The organism is Ensifer oleiphilus, assembly GCF_013371465.1.
Lineage (GTDB): Bacteria > Pseudomonadota > Alphaproteobacteria > Rhizobiales > Rhizobiaceae > Ensifer > Ensifer oleiphilus.
In genome coordinates this window covers 1-17170 of the sequence record NZ_JABWDU010000019.1, presented here as the reverse complement: position 1 = coordinate 17170, position 17170 = coordinate 1, and the positions used below count along the sequence as shown (strand labels likewise).

14 protein-coding genes and 1 tRNA gene are annotated in these 17170 nt (G+C 59.1%); 1 reads left to right on the top strand and 14 read right to left on the bottom strand.

Translation table 11 applies throughout. From position 1 onward, the window contains the following. From HT585_RS31430 to rpsL, 4 genes are all read right to left on the bottom strand, one after another. On the bottom strand, positions 1–104 hold a 104-nt coding region (locus HT585_RS31430; protein ID WP_082520064.1), incomplete at its 3' end, for a GTP-binding protein. 71 nt (positions 105–175) lie between these two features. After that, the gene (gene fusA / locus HT585_RS31425; RefSeq protein ID WP_173419737.1) at positions 176–2275 is read right to left on the bottom strand and encodes an elongation factor G; all 2100 of its coding nucleotides are present in this window, start codon (positions 2273–2275) and stop codon (positions 176–178) included. 29 nt (positions 2276–2304) lie between these two features. Then, entirely contained in the window at positions 2305–2775 is a 471-nt protein-coding gene (rpsG, locus tag HT585_RS31420; RefSeq protein ID WP_025426662.1) for a 30S ribosomal protein S7, read from the bottom strand. A gap of 79 nt (positions 2776–2854) precedes the next feature. Then, a complete protein-coding gene (gene rpsL, locus HT585_RS31415; RefSeq protein WP_003507760.1) occupies positions 2855–3226 on the bottom strand; it encodes a 30S ribosomal protein S12 in 372 nt (123 codons plus the stop codon). 561 nt (positions 3227–3787) lie between these two features. On the opposite strand from rpsL, the gene HT585_RS31410 reads away from it, so the two are divergent. Next, the gene (locus tag HT585_RS31410) at positions 3788–4084 is read left to right on the top strand and encodes a transcriptional regulator (RefSeq protein WP_176356686.1); all 297 of its coding nucleotides are present in this window, start codon (positions 3788–3790) and stop codon (positions 4082–4084) included. A gap of 120 nt (positions 4085–4204) precedes the next feature. On the opposite strand, the gene rpoC is transcribed toward HT585_RS31410, so the two are convergent. The 10 genes from rpoC to HT585_RS31360 all read right to left on the bottom strand — a co-directional run. Beyond that, on the bottom strand, positions 4205–8410 hold the full coding sequence (gene rpoC, locus HT585_RS31405; protein WP_176356685.1) for a DNA-directed RNA polymerase subunit beta': 4206 nt from the start codon (positions 8408–8410) through the stop codon (positions 4205–4207). Between the two features lie 183 nt (positions 8411–8593). Continuing rightward, the gene (gene rpoB, locus HT585_RS31400) at positions 8594–12733 is read right to left on the bottom strand and encodes a DNA-directed RNA polymerase subunit beta (RefSeq protein ID WP_173419735.1); all 4140 of its coding nucleotides are present in this window, start codon (positions 12731–12733) and stop codon (positions 8594–8596) included. Between the two features lie 266 nt (positions 12734–12999). After that, a complete protein-coding gene (gene rplL, locus HT585_RS31395; RefSeq protein ID WP_176356684.1) occupies positions 13000–13374 on the bottom strand; it encodes a 50S ribosomal protein L7/L12 in 375 nt (124 codons plus the stop codon). Positions 13375–13432: 58 nt separating this feature from the next. Beyond that, complete coding sequence (gene rplJ, locus HT585_RS31390; protein ID WP_176356683.1) at positions 13433–13951, bottom strand: 50S ribosomal protein L10; 519 nt, start codon at positions 13949–13951, stop codon at positions 13433–13435. Between the two features lie 332 nt (positions 13952–14283). Continuing rightward, complete coding sequence (gene rplA / locus HT585_RS31385; RefSeq protein ID WP_025426656.1) at positions 14284–14982, bottom strand: 50S ribosomal protein L1; 699 nt, start codon at positions 14980–14982, stop codon at positions 14284–14286. A 4-nt stretch (positions 14983–14986) separates the two neighbouring features. Continuing rightward, positions 14987–15415 (bottom strand): 50S ribosomal protein L11, encoded by a 429-nt coding sequence (rplK, locus tag HT585_RS31380; protein WP_053247107.1) that lies wholly within the window; start codon positions 15413–15415, stop codon positions 14987–14989. Between the two features lie 208 nt (positions 15416–15623). Beyond that, positions 15624–16154 carry a transcription termination/antitermination protein NusG gene (gene nusG, locus HT585_RS31375; RefSeq protein ID WP_077498435.1) on the bottom strand — a complete coding sequence of 177 codons (531 nt, stop codon included), beginning with the start codon at positions 16152–16154 and terminating at the stop codon, positions 15624–15626. Between the two features lie 16 nt (positions 16155–16170). Further along, entirely contained in the window at positions 16171–16371 is a 201-nt protein-coding gene (gene secE, locus HT585_RS31370) for a preprotein translocase subunit SecE (RefSeq protein WP_025426653.1), read from the bottom strand. Between the two features lie 195 nt (positions 16372–16566). Continuing rightward, positions 16567–16642 (bottom strand) — tRNA-Trp (locus tag HT585_RS31365). 453 nt (positions 16643–17095) lie between these two features. Continuing rightward, the coding region (locus HT585_RS31360) for an EF-Tu C-terminal domain-related protein (protein WP_130520932.1) at positions 17096–17170 on the bottom strand (75 nt) is incomplete at its 5' end.

The following is a 17170-nucleotide window of genomic DNA, read 5'->3' as shown; positions in this document are numbered from 1 at the left end:
TACTTCGTGATCGCTGCAGTCAGCGACGTCTTGCCATGGTCAACGTGGCCAATCGTGCCAATGTTAACGTGCGGCTTATTGCGCTCAAATTTGCTCTTTGCCATTTTCGGCTCTCCGTTTCCTGTCCCCTGTCGGGGAAATCTTATCTATCTATTTCAGCGAAAGGGTATTCCGGTCACTTCTGACCGGAATACTTTGCCTGGATTTCCTGTGCGACGTTCGACGGGACCGGCGAGTAGTGATCGAAGGTCATCGTGTACTGGGCGCGGCCCTGAGACATCGAGCGCAGGTTGTCCACGTACTTGAACATGTTCGCGAGCGGGACGTTTGCATTGATCACGACAGCAACGCCGCGTGCTTCCTGGCCCTGGATCTGGCCACGACGCGAGTTGAGGTCGCCGATCACGTCACCGACGTAATCTTCCGGCGTTACCACTTCGACCTTCATCATCGGCTCGAGGAGCTGAGCGCCGGCCTTCTTCGCTGCTTCACGGAAGCAGGCACGCGAAGCGATTTCGAACGCCAGAACCGACGAGTCGACATCGTGGAAGGCACCATCGATGAGGGTCGCCTTGACGCCCAGCATCGGGAAGCCTGCGAGCGGACCCGAAGACAGAACGCTTTCGATGCCCTTCTGAACGCCCGGGATGTATTCCTTCGGAACAGCACCACCGACGATCTTGGACTCGAACTTGAAGTCTTCGCCATCCGGGTTCGGTTCGAAGACGATCTTGACGCGCGCGAACTGACCGGTACCACCGGACTGCTTCTTGTGCGTGTAGTCTTCTTCGTGCTGACGCGTGATGGTTTCGCGGTAGGCAACCTGCGGCGCGCCGACGGTTGCTTCGACCTTGAACTCGCGACGCATACGGTCAACCAGGATGTCGAGGTGAAGTTCACCCATGCCTGCGATGATCGTCTGGCCGGACTCTTCGTCGGTCTTGACGCGGAACGACGGGTCTTCGGCAGCCAGGCGGTTGAGCGCGAGGCCCATCTTTTCCTGGTCGCCCTTGGTCTTCGGCTCGATGGCGATCTGAATGACCGGCTCCGGGAATTCCATGCGCTCGAGGATAACCGGCTTCAGCGGATCGCAGAGCGTATCGCCAGTGGTGGTTTCCTTGAGGCCTGCCAGCGCAACGATGTCGCCTGCAAAGGCTTCTTCGATGTCTTCACGGCTGTTGGAATGCATCTGAAGCATACGACCAACGCGCTCGCGCTTTTCCTTGACCGTGTTCATGACCGACGTGCCCTTCTCGAGCTTGCCGGAGTAGATGCGGGCGAAGGTGAGCGAACCGACGAAGGGGTCGTTCATGATCTTGAAGGCGAGCATCGAAAGCGGCTCGCTGTCGTCAGCGTGGCGCTCGGTCTCGGCTTCCGTCTTGACGTCGATGCCCTTGATCGCCGGGATGTCCAGCGGCGACGGCAGGTAGTCGACGACGGCGTCGAGAAGCGGCTGAACGCCCTTGTTCTTGAACGCGGTACCGCAGAACATCGGGTGGAACTTCACGTCGATGGTGCCACGGCGAACGAGCGCGCGGATCTGGTCGTTGTCAGGCAGGTTGCCTTCCAGATACGCTTCGGTCGCGGCTTCGTCGATCTCGACAACAGTCTCGATCAGTAGCTCGCGGTACTTCTGCGCTTCCGCCTTCATGTCGTCCGGGATCTCGACGACGTCCCACTGAGCGCCGAGCGATTCGTCGCGCCAGATGAGTGCGTTCATCTCGATCAGGTCGATGACGCCCTTGAACTCGGTCTCAGCGCCGATCGGCAGCTGCATGACGACCGGGATCGCACCGAGGCGCGACTTGATCATCGAGACAGAGCGGTAGAAGTCAGCGCCGGTCTTGTCCATCTTGTTGCAGAAGATCATCCGCGGGACATTGTACTTCTCGGCCTGACGCCAGACGGTTTCCGTCTGCGGCTCAACACCGGCGTTGGCGTCGAGAAGCGCGATGGCGCCGTCGAGAACGCGCAGCGAACGTTCGACTTCGATGGTGAAGTCGACGTGGCCGGGGGTGTCGATGATGTTGAAGCGGCGGGTCTTTCCATCACGGCCCTTCCAGAAGGTCGTGGTCGCAGCAGACGTGATGGTGATGCCGCGTTCCTGCTCCTGCTCCATCCAGTCCATGGTCGCCGCGCCGTCGTGGACTTCGCCGATCTTATGGGACTTGCCGGTGTAGTAGAGAATACGTTCGGTGGTCGTCGTCTTGCCGGCGTCGATGTGCGCCATGATACCGAAGTTGCGGTAGTCTTCGATTTTGTATTCGCGAGCCATAGGGACTCCCTTTCGAAATTGGTCGTCGATTACCAGCGGTAGTGCGAGAATGCACGGTTGGCGTCGGCCATCTTGTGCGTATCTTCGCGCTTCTTGACGGCGCTGCCACGGTTGTTCGCAGCGTCCATGAGTTCGCCGCAGAGGCGATCAACCATGGTCGTTTCATTGCGCTTGCGGGCAGCAGCAATCAGCCAGCGGATGGCGAGCGCCTGACGGCGTTCCGGACGAACGTCGACGGGAACCTGGTAGGTTGCACCACCAACGCGACGCGAACGGACTTCGACGTGCGGAGCAATGTTGTCGAGAGCCGAATGGAACACGGCAATCGGTTCCTGCTTCAGCTTGCCCTGAACGGCATCGAAGGCACCGTAAACGATGCTTTCAGCAACCGACTTCTTGCCATGAAGCATGATGGCGTTCATGAACTTGGTGACAACCAGATCGCCGAACTTCGGGTCCGGGTTGATCTCGCGCTTTTCTGCACTGTGACGACGTGACATACGTTTTGTCTCTCAACTGTTGACTGGCGCCTTAACACGCGGAGAACCTCGCGCAGCGCCGAATTCGTGAAACCCGAAATTACTTCGGACGCTTCGCACCATACTTGGAGCGGCGCTGCTTGCGGTTCTTGACACCCTGCGTATCGAGAACGCCACGGATGATGTGGTAACGGACACCCGGAAGGTCCTTTACGCGGCCGCCGCGGATCATGACAACCGAGTGTTCCTGAAGGTTGTGACCTTCACCCGGGATATAGCCGATGACTTCGAAGCCGTTGGTCAGGCGAATCTTGGCAACCTTACGCAGAGCCGAGTTCGGCTTCTTCGGGGTCGTCGTGTAAACGCGGGTGCAAACGCCACGCTTCTGCGGGTTTTCCTGCAGAGCAGGAACCTTGTTGCGCTTTACCTGTGCCTGACGCGGCTTGCGGATCAGCTGGTTTACGGTAGGCATGTAACCATCCCTTGCAAAATCTTGTCTCGTTACCCTTGCGGGCGGATCGATGCCGTCGCCGGCGATACGAACGCCTGTAAAATGCGCAAACGAGGACCGATCCGCTTTGTCGCGGATGGCCCTACAAAAAGCAGAGGACACACAGTTTCGCGCGTCATGCGTGCAGCATTTTTTGTAGTCAGCGTGCGTTTTGAACCTTGTTTGAGGCGAACTCCAGAACGCGACGTTCCGAACCAGCCAGCCTCACATGGGCTCCGATGCGGCGGGGTGTACTGATTTCAAGGCCGACAGTCAAGGGCAATTAACAAATATTCTCCGGCATACAGGCCAGACATGCCCGGAAAACAAGGCTTTGGCGCGTATCGAGACGGGTCCTGGCGACCCCCAATGCACTTGAACGCCGGCAGCTTCTCGCAGGCTTAAGGAATCGGCAACCAGTTTGTGACGGTTTTCCACCGCAACGATTCTACCCGTCGCCAAAGCCTGTGGCCACAGAGCTATTTCTTTCGCACTGCACTGAAAAGGGCGCTAAACTCAGGCACGCACTCGAAAGGATATTCAATGAGCGTCACGCCTGACAACGACAATGCACCGGACGAACCGATGGTCTTCATCATCATCGGCAAGGCTTATGAGACCGACGGAGACAAAGAAGGTGTCGACATTCACGTGATGTTGCGCGCACCCGACGACGATACGGCCGTGCGCGAGGCGCTGAACGCGCTCGCCGAGGAAGGCTTCCTGGAGGCGGACCTCGATCAGATCGGCACCCTGACCGACGTGCCGAACGAGGAACCGCATGCCTCGGCCTACCAGGGCGCGCTTGAAGGCGAAGTTGCGATCATCCGTTTCAGCTGAGGCCGCCGACGCTCAGGCGTCGCCCTCCCTTGCAGCCTTCGATAATGAAAAAGCCGCCCGGATCGCTCCGGGCGGCTTTTTTAGTTCGGGGAAAAGAGCGCGGAAACCGCCCTCCTCCGATTATTCGGCCGCTGCGTTTTCCTTCGCAAGATCGGCAAGCATCGGGGTAGCAACATCTGCACCGGTGCCCTTGCGACGCTCTTCGAGGATCATCTCGTCGCGTGCCGTGGCGATGCGGCGGATCTGGGTCATCGTTCCGCCGGTACCAGCCGGGATCAGACGACCGACGATGACGTTTTCCTTCAGACCCTGGAGGCCGTCGACCTTGCCGGCAATCGCCGCTTCGGTCAGGACCTTGGTGGTTTCCTGGAACGACGCCGCCGAGATGAACGACGGTGTCTGCAGCGAAGCCTTGGTGATGCCGAGCAGGACCGGATCGCCGTATGCCGGCTTCTTGCCCTGTTCGATCAGGCCGTCGTTGACGTCTTCGAGCTCGATGCGATCGACATTGTCACCGACGATGTAGGTCGAGTCTCCGGCATCGGTGATTTCCACCTTCTGCAGCATCTGACGAACGATGACTTCGATGTGCTTGTCGTTGATCACAACGCCCTGCAGTCGGTAGACTTCCTGGATTTCGTTGACCAGGTAGGAAGCGAGTGCTTCCACGCCCTTGATCGCCAGGATGTCGTGCGGCGCCGGGTTGCCGTCGAGGATGTAGTCGCCCTTTTCGATGTAGTCGCCATCCTGAAGATGGAAGGGCTTGCCCTTCGGGATCAGGTATTCGACCGGCTCGACACCGTCTTCAGCAGGCTCGATCAGCACGCGACGCTTGTTCTTGTAGTCGCGGCCGAACCGGATCGTGCCATCGATCTCAGCGATGACGGCGTGATCCTTCGGACGACGAGCTTCGAACAGTTCGGCAACGCGCGGCAGACCGCCGGTGATGTCCTTGGTCTTGGCGCTTTCCAGCGGCGAACGAGCAAGCACGTCACCCTGGGAAACCTTCGTACCCGGTTCGACCGAAAGAATGGCGTCGACCGAAAGCATGAAGCGGGCGTCACCACCGCGCGACAGCTTCAGAACGGCGCCGTTCTTGTCCTTGATGACGATCGCCGGCTTCAGGTCGATACCGCGCGGCGTCGAACGCCAATCGATAACCTGACGCTTGGTGATGCCGGTCGACTCGTCGGTCGCTTCGAGCACGGAGATGCCGTCGACGACGTCTTCGAAGTGAACGGTACCTTCCACTTCCGTCATCATCGGACGGGTGTAGGGGTCCCATTCGGCAAGGCGCTGACCGCGCTTCACCTTGTCACCATCGTCGACGAAGATCTTCGAACCGTAGGCGACACGCTGCGAGGAGCGCTCCACACCACGTTCGTCGAGGATCTGCACGGCCATGTTACGACCCATGGCGACGAGAATGCCGTCAGAGTTGCGCAGCATGTTGCGGTTCTTGATCTGAACCGTGCCTTCGTAGGACGCTTCCAGGAACGACTGGTCGACCACGGTCGCCGTACCGCCCAAGTGGAAGGTACGCATGGTGAGCTGGGTGCCCGGTTCACCGATCGACTGTGCGGCGATAACGCCAACCGCTTCGCCCATGTTGACAGGCGTACCACGTGCCAGGTCGCGACCGTAGCAGACGCCGCAGACACCAGTCTGGATTTCGCAGGTCAGCGCCGAACGGATACGGATCGACTGGATACCAGCCTTTTCGATCTCGATGACGTCCGGCTCAAGGATCATACGGCCGGCGTCGACGATGCGAGCGCCCGTGACCGGGTGATCGATGTCATCAAGAGCCGTACGACCGAGGATACGAGCGCCAAGCGAAGCCACGACCTGACCGGCATCGACGATCGCCGTCATGGTGAGGCCGTTCTCGGTGCCGCAATCGACAGAGTTGACGATGCAATCCTGCGCCACGTCGACGAGACGACGGGTCAGGTAACCCGAGTTCGCGGTCTTCAAGGCGGTGTCAGCCAGACCCTTACGGGCACCGTGGGTCGAGTTGAAGTACTCGTTAACGGTGAGGCCTTCCTTGAAGTTCGAGATGATCGGCGTCTCGATGATTTCACCCGACGGCTTGGCCATCAGGCCGCGCATGCCGCCCAGCTGACGCATCTGGTTCGGAGAACCACGGGCGCCGGAGTGCGACATCATGTAGATCGAGTTCATCGGCTTCTGACGGCCGTTGTCGTCGAACTCGACAGCCTTAATGCGGGCCATCATTTCGTCGGCGACCTTCTCGGTGGCCTTGCCCCAGGCGTCGACAACCTTGTTGTACTTTTCGCCCTGGGTGATGAGGCCGTCATTGTACTGCTGCTCGTATTCCTTCACGAGCGCTTCAGTGTCGCCGACGATCTTCACCTTGGTGTCCGGAATGACCATGTCGTCCTTGCCGAACGAAATGCCGGCGCGGCAGGCATGGGCAAAGCCGAGCTGCATGATGCGGTCGCAGAAGATGACCGTGTCTTTCTGACCGCAGTGACGGTAGACCGTGTCGATCATCTTGGAGATGTTCTTCTTGGTCATTTCCTGGTTGCAGGTCTCGAACGGCACGTTGACGTTGCGCGGCAACAGCTCGCCGATGATCATACGGCCAGGCGTGGTTTCGTAGATCTTCGAAACCGGGTTGCCCTCGGCATCGACGGTCTTGAAACGGCCACGGATCTTGGCGTGCAGTGTCACGGCCTTGGTTTCGAGCGCGTGATGCAGCTCGCCCATGTCCGAGAACGCCATGCCTTCGCCCGGCTCGTTCTGGTTCAAGATCGACAGATAGTAGAGACCGAGAACCATGTCCTGCGAGGGAACGATGATCGGAGCGCCGTTGGCCGGGTGCAGGATGTTGTTCGTCGACATCATCAGGACGCGGGCTTCGAGCTGCGCTTCAAGCGACAGCGGCACGTGAACGGCCATCTGGTCACCGTCGAAGTCGGCGTTGAAGGCCGTGCAGACGAGCGGATGCAGCTGGATGGCCTTGCCTTCGACCAGGGTCGGTTCGAAGGCCTGGATGCCCAGGCGGTGCAGCGTCGGTGCGCGGTTCAACAGAACCGGATGCTCGCGGATGACCTCGTCGAGGATATCCCAGACTTCCGGCTTTTCCTTTTCAACGAGCTTCTTGGCCTGCTTGACGGTCGAGGAGTAACCCTTGGCGTCGAGACGGGCATAGATGAACGGCTTGAACAGCTCGAGCGCCATCTTCTTGGGAAGACCGCACTGGTGCAGCTTCAGTTCCGGACCGGTCACGATAACCGAGCGGCCGGAATAGTCGACGCGCTTGCCGAGCAGGTTCTGACGGAAGCGGCCCTGCTTGCCCTTGAGCATGTCGGACAGCGACTTCAGCGGACGCTTGTTTGCGCCGGTGATGACGCGGCCGCGGCGGCCGTTGTCGAACAGCGCATCCACGGATTCCTGCAGCATGCGCTTTTCGTTGCGGATGATGATGCCCGGTGCGCGAAGCTCGATCAGACGCTTCAGACGGTTGTTACGGTTGATCACGCGGCGATAGAGATCGTTCAGATCCGACGTCGCGAAACGGCCACCGTCGAGCGGCACGAGCGGACGCAGGTCCGGCGGGATCACCGGGACGACCTTCATGATCATCCATTCCGGACGATTGCCGGAATCCATGAAGTTCTCGACGATCTTCAGGCGCTTCATCAGCTTCTTCTGCTTCAGATCCGAGGTGGTCTCGGCCAGGTCCGAACGCAGATCGCCAGCGATCTTTTCGAGGTTCATCGAAGCGAGCATTTCATAGATCGCTTCAGCACCGATCATCGCGGTGAACTGATCTTCGCCGAACTCATCGACGGCGAGCATGTAGTCTTCTTCGCTGAGGAGCTGATTTTCCTTCAGCGACGTCAGACCAGGCTCGGTGACGATGTAGTTTTCGAAGTACAGAACACGCTCGACATCCTTCAGCGTCATGTCGAGCAGCGTCGAAATGCGTGATGGCAGCGACTTCAGGAACCAGATGTGGGCAACGGGAGCGGCGAGCTCGATGTGGCCCATGCGCTCACGGCGAACGCGCGACAGCGTTACTTCGACGCCGCACTTTTCGCAAATGATGCCCTTGTACTTCATGCGCTTGTACTTGCCGCACAGGCATTCGTAATCCTTGATCGGACCGAAGATACGAGCGCAGAAGAGACCATCGCGTTCCGGCTTGAACGTGCGGTAGTTGATCGTCTCCGGCTTCTTGATCTCACCGTAAGACCAGGAAAGAATCTTCTCCGGCGAGGCGATCGAAATCCGGATGGAATCGAAAGTCTGTGCAGGCACCTGCGGATTGAAAAGATTCATGACCTCTTGGTTCATGCCTGTCTCCTTTACGGGCTTAACGCCCTGAGCTTGGCGGGGTGCCGACAAATCCCGGGCGCCGGCCCCTACCCCATAAACAGCTAAAACCGCATCTGATGCGGCCCCGTTCCTCTCGCTTGCCAATGAAGCCTTGCGGAGGAAGCGGTGCGCGCCGCGACGCGGCACGCACCTTGATGTTTCTTATTCGGCTGCGTCAGGCAGCTGACCTGCACCGAGTTCGTCGACCTTGGTGTTCTCGAGTTCGACCGAGAGGCCAAGCGAGCGCATTTCCTTGACGAGAACGTTGAAGCTCTCAGGAATGCCCGCTTCGAAGGTATCGTCGCCACGGACGATCGCTTCGTAGACCTTCGTACGGCCGGCCACGTCGTCCGACTTCACCGTCAGCATTTCCTGCAGGGTGTAGGCGGCGCCGTAGGCTTCGAGCGCCCAGACTTCCATTTCCCCGAAGCGCTGACCGCCGAACTGCGCCTTGCCGCCCAGCGGCTGCTGGGTAACGAGCGAGTAAGGACCGATCGAACGGGCGTGGATCTTGTCGTCGACAAGGTGGTTCAGCTTCAGCATGTAGATGTAGCCAACAGTCACCTGACGGTCGAACTGATCGCCGGTACGGCCATCATACAGCGTCGACTGGCCGCTGACCTTGAGGCCCGCCTGCTCCAGCATCTCGTTGACGTCGGCTTCGACAGCTCCGTCGAAGACCGGCGTTGCGATCGAAACGCCACGACGGGTCTGCTCGGCAAGCCGTACGATCGACGCGTCGTCGTACTGCTTGATCGGCTCACCCTTCGGGCCCGACCCGATGACGCTGTCGATGGTGTCGCGCAGCGGCTGGATATCGGCACCTGCCTTATAGGCATCGAGCATCGCACCGATCTTCTTGCCCATGCCGGCGCAAGCCCAGCCAAGATGGGTTTCGAGGATCTGGCCGACGTTCATGCGCGAAGGCACGCCGAGCGGGTTCAGAACGACGTCGACGTGCGTACCATCTTCCAGGAACGGCATGTCTTCGATCGGCACGATACGCGACACGACACCCTTGTTGCCGTGACGGCCGGCCATCTTGTCGCCCGGCTGGATCTTGCGCTTAACAGCGACGAAGACCTTGACCATCTTCATGACGCCCGGAGGCATTTCGTCGCCGCGCTGGACCTTTTCGACCTTGTCCATGAAGCGCTGTTCAAGGCGCGACTTGGATTCGTCGTACTGGGCGCGAAGCGCTTCGATCTCGCCCTGAGCCTTTTCGTCTTCGATGGCAAACATCCACCACTGCGAGCGGGGATATTCGCTGACGACGAGGTTGGACAGCTCAGTGCCCTTCTTGAAGCCCTTCGGACCTGCAACCGCGGTGTGGCCGCGCAGCATGTCGACGAGACGTGCGTAGACGTTGCGATCGAGGATCGCCTGTTCGTCGTCGCGGTCCTTGGCCAGACGTTCGATTTCCTCGCGCTCGATCGCCATCGCGCGCTCGTCCTTCTCAACGCCATGGCGATTGAAGACGCGAACTTCGACGACGGTGCCGAACGTGCCCGGAGGCATGCGCATGGAGGTGTCGCGGACGTCGGAAGCCTTTTCACCGAAGATGGCGCGCAGAAGCTTTTCTTCCGGCGTCATCGGGCTTTCGCCCTTCGGCGTGATCTTGCCGACGAGGATATCGCCCGGCTGAACTTCCGCACCGATGTAGACGATGCCGGCTTCGTCGAGATTACGCAGCGCTTCTTCCGAAACGTTCGGAATGTCGCGGGTAATTTCTTCCGGGCCAAGCTTGGTGTCGCGTGCCATCACTTCGAATTCTTCGATGTGGATGGACGTGAACACGTCGTCGCGCACGATACGCTCGGAGAGCAGGATCGAGTCTTCGTAGTTGTAGCCGTTCCACGGCATGAACGCGACGAGCGCGTTGCGGCCGAGCGCCAGATCGCCGAGATCGGTCGACGGACCGTCAGCGATGATGTCGCCCTTGTTCAGGATGTCACCGACGGTGACCAGCGGGCGCTGGTTGACGCAGGTGTTCTGGTTGGAACGCTGGAACTTCTGCAGACGGTAGATATCGACGCCTGACTTCGACGGATCGAGGTCCTCGGTGGCGCGGATAACGATACGCGTCGCATCGACCTGGTCGACGACACCGCCACGACGGGCCGCAATAGCAGCGCCGGAGTCGCGGGCAACGACCGGTTCCATGCCGGTACCGACGAACGGAGCTTCGGCGCGCAGCAGAGGCACCGCCTGACGCTGCATGTTCGAGCCCATCAGTGCGCGGTTGGCGTCGTCGTTCTCGAGGAACGGGATGAGCGCCGCTGCGACCGAAACGAGCTGCTTCGGCGAAACGTCCATCAGGTTGATGTTGTCGCGCGGTGCCAGCATAACTTCGCCGGAGTGGCGGCAAACGACGAATTCTTCCGAGAACGAACCATCGCTCTCGAGAACCGAGTTTGCCTGGGCGACGTGGTACTTCGCTTCTTCCATCGCCGAGAGATAGACGACGTCGTTCGTCACCTTGCCGTCAACGATCTTGCGGTACGGGCTTTCGATGAAGCCGTACTTGTTGACGCGGGCAAAGGTTGCAAGCGAGTTGATCAGACCGATGTTCGGGCCTTCCGGCGTTTCAATCGGGCAGATACGACCGTAGTGGGTCGGGTGAACGTCGCGGACTTCGAAGCCTGCGCGCTCGCGGGTCAGACCACCCGGGCCAAGTGCCGAAAGACGGCGCTTGTGGGTGATTTCCGAAAGCGGGTTCACTTGGTCCATGAACTGCGACAGCTGCGACGAGCCGAAGAATTCGCGGACGGCTGCGGCAGCCGGCTTGGCGTTGATCAGGTCCTGCGGCATGACGGTGTCGATTTCGATCGACGACATGCGTTCCTTGATCGCGCGCTCCATGCGGAGCAGACCGAGGCGGTACTGGTTTTCCATGAGCTCGCCGACCGAACGAACACGGCGGTTGCCGAGGTTGTCGATGTCGTCGATTTCGCCCTTGCCGTCACGCAGTTCGACCAGCATCTTGACCACAGCCAGGATGTCTTCCTTGCGCAGGATACGAACGGTGTCGGCGACTTCGAGGTCGAGGCGCATGTTCATCTTCACGCGGCCGACGGCCGAGAGATCGTAACGCTCGGCATCGAAGAACAGCGTGTTGAACATGGCTTCCGCGGAATCCATGGTCGGCGGTTCGCCCGGACGCATCACGCGGTAGATATCGAACAGAGCGTCCTGACGGTTCTCGTTCTTGTCTACGGTCAGCGTGTTGCGGATGTAGGCGCCGACATTGATGTGGTCGATGTCGAGAACCGGGATTTCGTCGAAGCCTGCCGACAGGATGACGGGAAGCGTCTTCTCGTCGATCTCGTCGCCTGCTTCGAGGTAGATTTCACCGGTTGCGAAGTTGACGATGTCTTCGGCAAGGTAGTTGCCATAGAGGTCGTCATCGGTCGCCTTGAGGGCCTTCAGGCCCTTGTCCTGCAACTGGCGCAGCAAACGCGGCGTCAGCTTCTTGCCGGCTTCGACGACCACTTCGCCGGTGTCGGCGTCGACCATCTCTGTGATCGCCTTCTGGCCCTTCAGCGCATCCGGCTGGAATGGCACGCGCCAGCCTGCGCCGTCGCGCTGGTAAAGCGACTTCGTGTAGAAGGTGTCGAGGATTTCCTCGCCGTCCATGCCAAGCGCCATCAAGAGCGAGGACACGGGGATCTTGCGGCGACGGTCGATACGGGCGTGGACGATGTCCTTCGCGTCGAACTCGATGTCGAGCCAGGAACCGCGATACGGGATCACGCGAGCAGCGAAGAGCAGCTTGCCGGAAGAATGGCTCTTGCCCTTGTCATGATCGAAGAACACGCCCGGAGAGCGGTGCATCTGCGAAACGATAACGCGCTCAGTGCCGTTGACGATGAAGGTACCATTGTCGGTCATGAGCGGCATGTCGCCCATGTAGACGTTCTGTTCCTTGATGTCCTTGATCGACTTCGCGCCGGTATCCTCGTCAATATCGAACACGATCAGACGCAGCGTCACCTTCAGCGGCGCAGCATAGGTCAGATCGCGCTGACGGCATTCTTCGACGTCGAACTTCGGCTGTTCGAATTCGTAGGAAACGAACTCGAGCATCGAAGCGCCGGAGAAATCCTTGATCGGGAAAACCGATTTGAAAACGGCCTGAAGGCCCTCATCAGGGCGTCCGCCCTTGGGCTCTTCAACCATAAGAAATTGGTCGTAGGATGCCTTCTGAACCTCGATGAGGTTCGGCATTTCTGCGACTTCTGGAATTTTACCAAAAAACTTGCGTACGCGCCTGCGACCGTTAAACGAAAGGGTCTGAGCCATCGTCGCTCCTTGTCAATCTTGCATCCGGGCCTGCAACGGACGGGAACCGATGGCCAGTCGACCCCGTCAATCAATGAGTAGTTCAATCTCGTCTAACTTGCGGAAAACACGCAGCGCGGATTGCTGTGCCGATTTCCGTTCGAGACCATCCTCTTGAAGAACCCATTACCCAAAAGCCGTTTTGAGACAGGCTTTTGGGTAATATGTTCTAAAAACGGTCAAAGAGAGGCGGCCGAAACGACCACCTCCCCTTGCAAAATGCCGAATTACTTGACGTCAACCTTGGCGCCAGCTTCTTCGAGCTTCTTCTTGAGGTCAGCAGCTTCAGCCTTCGAAACTGCTTCCTTGACTGCCTTCGGAGCGCCTTCGACCAGGTCCTTGGCTTCCTTGAGGCCGAGACCGGTGATGGCGCGGACTTCCTTGATGACGTTGATCTTGTTGGCGCCAGCGTCAACGAGGATAACGTCAAATTCGGTCTTTTCTTCTTCGACCGGAGCAGCAGCAGCGCCGCCAGCAGCAGCAACGGCTACAGGAGCAGCTGCAGAAACGCCCCACTTCTCTTCGAGCAGCTTGGAAAGCTCAGCAGCTTCCAGGACGGTCAGCGAGGAGAGGTCTTCAACGATCTTTGCGAGATCAGCCATTTTACTTTTCCTTTTGTTCGGTTCGAACTGGTTTTAAATACAACAGCGAAAATCCGCCTTAGGCGGCTTCGTCCTTCTTGGCATAGGCGGCGAACACGCGGGCAAGCTGGCTTGCCGGTGCTGCAACAACCGTAGCAACGCGGGTTGCCGGGGCATTGAGAAGGCCCAGCAGCTTTGCGCGCAGCTCGTCCAGCGAAGGCAGGGTCGCGAGCGACTTGACTGCTTCGGCGGTGAGCGTGGTTGTTCCCATGGAGCCACCGAGGACAACGAGCTTGTCGTTGGTCTTGGCGAAATCCATGACGACCTTAGGAGCCGTGATCGGGTCTTGGCTGAATGCGATCAGCGTCTGACCCTTGAAGAGATCTGTCATCCCTTCCGACTCGGTGCCCTGAAGAGCGATCTTGGCCAGGCGGTTTTTCGCGACTTTGACGGTGCCGCCAGCAGCGCGCATCTTCGAACGGAAGTCGTTCATCTGCGCAACTGTGACACCAGCATAGTGGGCCACGACAACCGAACCGGAAGCCTTGAAGACTTCGTTCAGCTCCGTGACGAATTCGCGTTTTTCCGCTCTTTCCACTGTCTGTCTCCAGTAGGCAGGGTTGCAATGATGCAGCCCCGCCGGGTTTGCCTTTGTCACCAGGGATCATCTTACGAAGATCCCGAGCAACGCTTGAGGATCCTGTCCCTTGGCGTTCCCGGAAAGCCGGGTCTGACACAAGGCAAGCGAGGCTCGAACCGAATTTCGACGCCTCCGGCGTCATTGTGAAATTCAGATCTTACCCGTCTCATGCAGGCCGAAGTGATTAAGGTAAAACCACCCGCAATCTCGGACAGGAGTTCCGGATCGAAATCCGGATTTCCGGCCCCGGAGGGCCGGAAATTCATGCTCGGGCCGAAGCCCGAATTTCTTTAGGCGACGCTGAGCGTTGCCGGGTCGATCTTCAGGCCCGGGCCCATGGTCGACGAAATAGCTACGCGCTTGACGTAATTGCCCTTGGCGCCAGCCGGCTTTGCCTTGACAACGGCGTCAGCGAAGGCGCGGATATTTTCTTCCAGAGCCTTGGCGTCGAACGAAGCCTTGCCGATACCGGCGTGGATGATACCAGCCTTCTCGACGCGGAACTCGACAGCGCCGCCCTTGGATGCCTTGACAGCACCGGCAACGTCCATGGTGACCGTTCCGACCTTCGGGTTCGGCATCATGCCGCGCGGGCCGAGAACCTTACCGAGACGACCGACGAGCGGCATCATGTCCGGGGTCGCGATGCAACGATCGAAGTCGATCTTGCCGCCCTGGACGATTTCGACGAGCTCTTCTGCGCCGACGATGTCTGCACCGGCAGCCTTGGCTTCGTCAGCCTTGGCACCCCGTGCGAACACGGCAACGCGAACCGTGCGGCCCGTGCCGTTCGGCAGGTTGACGACGCCGCGGACCATCTGGTCGGCGTGGCGCGGGTCAACACCCAGGTTCATCGCGACTTCAACAGTCTCGTCGAACTTGGCAGTTGCACGTTCCTTGACCAGCGAAACGGCTTCGGTGAGGCCGTAGATCTTCGTCGGGTCGATGCCCTCGCGGGACTTCTGTACACGCTTTGCAATCTTCGCCATGGTCTTAGCCCGCCACTTCCAGGCCCATGGAGCGGGCAGAGCCCTCGACCATTGCCATTGCGCCTTCGATATCGGCCGCGTTGAGGTCCTTCATCTTGGCCTCTGCGATCGTGCGGATCTGAGCCTTGGTGATCGAGCCAGCCTTGGCCTTACCTGGGGTCTTCGAACCGGAGGTGATCTTCGATTCCTTCTTCAGGAAGTAGCTGACCGGCGGCTGCTTCATGACGAAGGTGAACGACTTGTCCTGGTAATAGGTGATGACGACCGGGATCGGCATACCCTTTTCCATTTCCTGCGTGGCGGCGTTGAACGCCTTGCAGAATTCCATGATGTTAATGCCACGCTGACCGAGTGCAGGACCGATCGGCGGGGACGGATTGGCCGACCCTGCCTTCACCTGCAGCTTGAGCTGGCCTGCAACTTTCTTAGCCATTTCTCTCTGCCTCTCATTGCCTCATTGCGACGTATCGAAACGAGGAACTATTACGCCGGCTTCCCGGCATTCTGCCGATCTGGGATCGGCGGCTGCGGTTGCGTGGTGCGGACCCTTCGACCTGGCTAAGGCCGACATCCTTCCACGCGCATGCGGATTTCTCCGCCAGGGCAGGCCTAAACGACTTGCCCAATCTCTCTTGATCTTCTCAGACCTTCTCGACCTGGCCGTATTCCAGTTCGACAGGGGTCGCACGGCCGAAAATCGACACCTCGACCTTCAGGCGCGACCGCTCCTCGTCGACATCCTGAACGATGCCGTTGAACGAGGCGAACGGACCATCCGAGACGCGAACCTGCTCGCCGATCTCGAACGAGACGGACGGCTTCGGACGCTCGACACCATCCTGGACCTGGCCAAGGATACGATCGGCTTCATGGTCCGGGATCGGAACAGGCTTGCTGTCGGTCCCGAGAAAGCCGGTGACCTTCGGCGTATTCTTGATGAGGTGATAAGCCTCGTCCGTCAGGTTGGCGCGCACCAGGACGTAACCCGGGAAAAACTTGCGCTCGGCATCAACCTTACGACCGCGACGAACCTCGACAACCTTTTCGGTCGGAACGAGGATCTTTTCGAACAGGTGCGAAAGACCCTTTTGCTTGGCCTTCTCCTCGATCGATTCAGCCACCTTCTTTTCGAAATTCGAATAGGCGTGAACAATATACCAGCGTGCAGCCATACTACCCTCCACCCAATCAAGCGCCAGCGTTGAGGACTAGGCCAATCAGCCAACCCATCAACTGGTCCGCAGCAAAGAAGAAGGCAGCGGCAAAAAAGACCATCACAAATACCATCAGCGTCGAGATCATCGTCTCGCGCCTGGATGGCCAAGTTACTTTCGACGCCTCTGAGCGAACCTGCTGCAGAAACGTAAACGGATTCGTTTTGGATGCCATGTAATGCTCACACCATTACGGCGCGTAAAGCCGATGATTCAGCCCCACGCACCGCGTGTCTGTTTGGACCCTACATAAAGACCGATTCCATAAATCACAAGAGGTATTCGGTCTTTTCTGTGAATTTCGATGGTCGGCGTATCCGACCTCCATCCGCCCTACCCGGCTTTAAGCCGCTTGCAAAGGCGAAGGCAATGGCAGGGGCAGCCGGGCTTGAACCGACGACCTGCGGTTTTGGAGACCGCCGCTCTACCAACTGAGCTATACCCCTAGTCGCTCCGTCCGGTCATTCTCGAACCGGTCAGTGCATCAAGTCAGCGGCTTATTATTCAGTTTATCGGGCGATGACAAGCGTCTTTGACGGAAAAGATTCAAATTCTTGTGGCAAAAACCGCAACAGCCCGTGACGTGCCTTTTCACCCCGCGCCGCGCCCTCCGTTGCGCGCTATGTGCGCGCCACAGAAGCGGGAGTCGCGCTGGCTCAACGGCCGCATTACGACGCATTGAGAGGGTTGTCGGTCGCACTGGTGGCGAAAGCGTCGCACGCGCTCGGGGCAGGAACGCGCAGCCAGATGTCCTTGAACGCCTTACTCCTCCCCTCCCATGGAGTTGCAAGGATAAGGCGGACCACCCCCTGCCCGACGGCTCGCCCAAGCGCCTTATTCAAAACGACGAAAGCCCCGCCGTTTCCGGCGGGACTTTCTGAACCGAAATAATCCGGAGATTACTCGACGATCGAAGCGACGATGCCGGCGCCGACGGTACGGCCGCCTTCGCGGATAGCGAAGCGCAGCTTTTC

Excerpts from the sequence above, each read along its gene's own strand:
- rpoC (WP_176356685.1), bottom strand. The coding sequence starts at position 8,410 with ATGAACCAAGAGGTCATGAATCTTTTCAATCCGCAGGTGCCTGCACAG.
- fusA (WP_173419737.1), bottom strand. The coding sequence starts at position 2,275 with ATGGCTCGCGAATACAAAATCGAAGACTACCGCAACTTCGGTATCATG.
- rplA (WP_025426656.1), bottom strand. The coding sequence starts at position 14,982 with ATGGCGAAGATTGCAAAGCGTGTACAGAAGTCCCGCGAGGGCATCGAC.
- rplK (WP_053247107.1), bottom strand. The coding sequence starts at position 15,415 with ATGGCTAAGAAAGTTGCAGGCCAGCTCAAGCTGCAGGTGAAGGCAGGG.
- nusG (WP_077498435.1), bottom strand. The coding sequence starts at position 16,154 with ATGGCTGCACGCTGGTATATTGTTCACGCCTATTCGAATTTCGAAAAG.
- secE (WP_025426653.1), bottom strand. The coding sequence starts at position 16,371 with ATGGCATCCAAAACGAATCCGTTTACGTTTCTGCAGCAGGTTCGCTCA.
- rpsG (WP_025426662.1), bottom strand. The coding sequence starts at position 2,775 with ATGTCACGTCGTCACAGTGCAGAAAAGCGCGAGATCAACCCGGACCCG.
- HT585_RS31410 (WP_176356686.1), top strand. The coding sequence starts at position 3,788 with ATGAGCGTCACGCCTGACAACGACAATGCACCGGACGAACCGATGGTC.
- rpoB (WP_173419735.1), bottom strand. The coding sequence starts at position 12,733 with ATGGCTCAGACCCTTTCGTTTAACGGTCGCAGGCGCGTACGCAAGTTT.
- rpsL (WP_003507760.1), bottom strand. The coding sequence starts at position 3,226 with ATGCCTACCGTAAACCAGCTGATCCGCAAGCCGCGTCAGGCACAGGTA.
- rplL (WP_176356684.1), bottom strand. The coding sequence starts at position 13,374 with ATGGCTGATCTCGCAAAGATCGTTGAAGACCTCTCCTCGCTGACCGTC.